Raw genomic sequence first — 2,714 nt, forward strand, 5'->3', positions numbered from 1 at the left:
AGCATGGTCACCTTGGCGGCAGACTTCGCCATCGACGGCACCAGCGTCACGGCGGTGGCTCCGCTGCCGATGATAACCACCTGCTTCCCCGCGTAATCGAGGTCCGCCGGCCAGTGTTGCGGGTGCACGATCGAGCCGGCGAAGGTCTCCGCCCCCTCGATGGCCGGGGTGAACCCCTCGTCATAGCGGTAATAGCCGGAGCACACGGACAGGAACGAGCAGGTGAACGTAACCGGCTCGCCGGCACCGGATTCGGCGTCGTCCGGTCGGTATTCGCCGCCCGACGTCTGGACCGCGATGACGGTCCACAGTGCGGTTTCGCTTGACCACTCCGCCGACACGACCCGGTGATTCAGCCGGATCTGGGATGCGAGGCCCTCGTCCGCAACGGTGGCCTCGATGTACTCGCGGATCGAATCGCCGTCGGCGATCGCTTTGACCCCGGCCCAAGGCCGAAAGGAGTAACCGAGGGTGTACATGTCGCTATCGGAGCGGACGCCCGGATACCGGAAGAGGTCCCAGGTTCCTCCCACCGCACCCCGCGACTCGAGGATGGCGAAACTCTTCCCCGGCATTTCGCGCTTCAGCCTGCTGGCAAAACCGATGCCGCTCAACCCTGCTCCGACAATCAACACATCCACGTGCTCGCTCATCAGGCCACGTTATCGACTCAAAGTCGAGAGAGTCAACAGTGTGTTGATAGGCCGCGCTAGGATAGGCCCATGGCTCAACGAGGCAGACGTACTGCAAGGGTTTCGGGGGATGAGCGCCAGGACGCGATCCTTATCACCGCCGAGGCGCTCATTGGCGAGCGGGCCTTCGACGAGATCTCGATCGAGGAGCTGGCCAAGGGCGCGGGCATCTCCCGTCCGACGTTCTATTTCTACTTCTCGTCCAAAGACGATGTGCTGCTGGCCCTTCTGGATCGCGTTATCACCGAGGTGGAACACCGCGTCGGCGACTTGCCGCGGGACTTCGCGAGCGACCCCGTAGGAGCCTGGACGCGTTCGATCGGCATGTTCGTCGAGGTGTTCGTGGCCCACCGCGGCGTCGCCACCGCGGCAATCGCAGCGAGGGCCCGCAACGAGGAGGTCCGGGCGCTTTGGTCCAAGTCGATGCAGTCCTGGGTCGACTTCTCGAGCGACGTGATCCTGTCCGAGCAAGCGCGCGGCGCTGCGCCGGAAGGCACCGACCCCCACGACCTGGCGGTAAGCCTCAACCTGATGAACGAACGGGTGATCACTGCGGCCCTCAACCGGGAGAGTCCCGCGATCGAGGAGTCCAGCGCCCTGGGCGTGTTGTCAACCATCTGGATCCGCAGCATCTACGGTTCCGTCAATCCCGGGCGCCGGTAACGTCCGCGTCGAAAGGAAGAACTCGAATGCCCCACATCAAAACTTTGACCGTGCTCGGCACCGGAGTGCTCGGTTCCCAGATCGCCTACCAGGCCGCCTTCCACGGATTCGCGGTCACCGCCTACGACATTGACGACGACGCCCTCGAGAAGGCGCGGGCGCGCTTCGCACGGCTCGCCGGCATCTACCAGGCGAAGGTAGCCGGCGCTTCGGAGGGCAACGCCGAGGCAGCCCTGGAAAACCTCCGCCTCACCGCCGACTTGGCCGACGCCGTCGCCGACGCAGACCTCGTGATCGAGGCGGTCCCCGAACTGCTCGAACTCAAGCGGGACGTCTACCGCAAGCTCGGGGGCCTCGCCCCGGCCAGGACCATCTTCGCGACGAACTCGTCGACTCTGCTGCCCAGCGACCTCAAGGATTCCACCGGCCGCCCGGACCGCTTCCTCGCCATCCACTACGCCAACAACATCTGGGCGCAGAACATCGCCGAGGTGATGGGGACGGCTGAGACCGACACGGAAGTGTTTGACGCCGTCGTCGAGTTCGCCCGAAACAGCGGGCTGGAGCCGATCGAGATCAAGAAGGAGAAAGCCGGCTACGTCGTCAACTCGCTGCTGGTACCACTGCTGAATGCGGCCGCCGGGCTGCTGCTGCAGGGGGTCGCCAGCCCGGAGACGATCGACAAAACGTGGCGGATTGCCACCGGAGCGCCCAGCGGACCGTTTCAGATCTACGACGTCGTCGGCCTGACCACCGCGTACAACATCGCCTCGTCCTCCCCGAACGCCGGGTCGCAGGCCTTCGCGCAGTACCTGAAGACCAACTACATCGATCAGGGCAAGCTCGGCGTCGCCACGGGCGAGGGCTTCTACAAATACTGATTCCGCTCTGAGGAGAGGGGACAGGGGAGTAGGGGAAACCTTAGGGTTGAAGGCCCTGTTCTCGCTCAAGGTCCTGGACGGACCGGGACAGCAGGCAGAACTCGTTGCCCTCCGGGTCGGCCAGGACCACCCAGCTGACGTCCTGGCCCTGGCCCACATCCGCGCGGACCGCGCCCAAGGCGAGCAGGCGCTCCAACTCCTCGCCGGTGGACACGCCGTCGGCCCGCAGGTCGAAATGCAGCCGGTTCTTGACGGTCTTGCCCTCGGGCACGGCGATCACATCAATGGAAGGGCTGGTTTCATCCCGCGGCGCGATGCTGATGATGTCTGTATCCTCGTCGACAACCTGCCAGTCGAGGACGGCGCACCAGAAGTCGGCGACCACCCTGGGCCGGATCGCGTCGATGGCAAGAGAAGCTAGTTGGCTCGGCATGGCACCACGATAGCGCTTCCTGTCCCCTCTAGTTCCAATCTATCC

Annotated in this window: 4 protein-coding genes; 2 read left to right on the forward strand and 2 right to left on the reverse strand. The window is 64.7% G+C overall.

Annotated elements, in window-relative coordinates:
* Window positions 1–653: flavin-containing monooxygenase (locus tag AB4Y86_RS16220; protein ID WP_441403206.1), on the reverse strand; the 653-nt coding region annotated here is incomplete at its 3' end.
* A gap of 69 nt (window positions 654–722) precedes the next feature.
* Between AB4Y86_RS16220 and AB4Y86_RS16225 the strand changes: the two genes are divergently transcribed.
* Both AB4Y86_RS16225 and AB4Y86_RS16230 read left to right on the forward strand, forming a co-directional pair.
* Entirely contained in the window at window positions 723–1,355 is a 633-nt protein-coding gene (locus tag AB4Y86_RS16225; protein ID WP_441403207.1) for a TetR/AcrR family transcriptional regulator, read from the forward strand.
* A gap of 26 nt (window positions 1,356–1,381) precedes the next feature.
* Window positions 1,382–2,236 carry a 3-hydroxyacyl-CoA dehydrogenase gene (locus tag AB4Y86_RS16230; RefSeq protein WP_441403208.1) on the forward strand — a complete coding sequence of 285 codons (855 nt, stop codon included), beginning with the start codon at window positions 1,382–1,384 and terminating at the stop codon, window positions 2,234–2,236.
* A 40-nt stretch (window positions 2,237–2,276) separates the two neighbouring features.
* Here AB4Y86_RS16230 and AB4Y86_RS16235 read toward each other — a convergent pair whose 3' ends face one another.
* Window positions 2,277–2,669: a VOC family protein gene (locus tag AB4Y86_RS16235; RefSeq protein WP_441403209.1), complete on the reverse strand. Its 393-nt coding sequence runs from the start codon at window positions 2,667–2,669 to the stop codon at window positions 2,277–2,279.
* Window positions 2,670–2,714 lie beyond the last annotated feature (45 nt).

This window comes from Arthrobacter sp. 2YAF22_2, from assembly GCF_052114645.1.
Classification (GTDB): Bacteria; Actinomycetota; Actinomycetes; order Actinomycetales; family Micrococcaceae; genus Arthrobacter.

Excerpts from the sequence above, each read along its gene's own strand:
- AB4Y86_RS16230 (WP_441403208.1), top strand. The coding sequence starts at position 1,382 with ATGCCCCACATCAAAACTTTGACCGTGCTCGGCACCGGAGTGCTCGGT.
- AB4Y86_RS16225 (WP_441403207.1), top strand. The coding sequence starts at position 723 with ATGGCTCAACGAGGCAGACGTACTGCAAGGGTTTCGGGGGATGAGCGC.
- AB4Y86_RS16235 (WP_441403209.1), bottom strand. The coding sequence starts at position 2,669 with ATGCCGAGCCAACTAGCTTCTCTTGCCATCGACGCGATCCGGCCCAGG.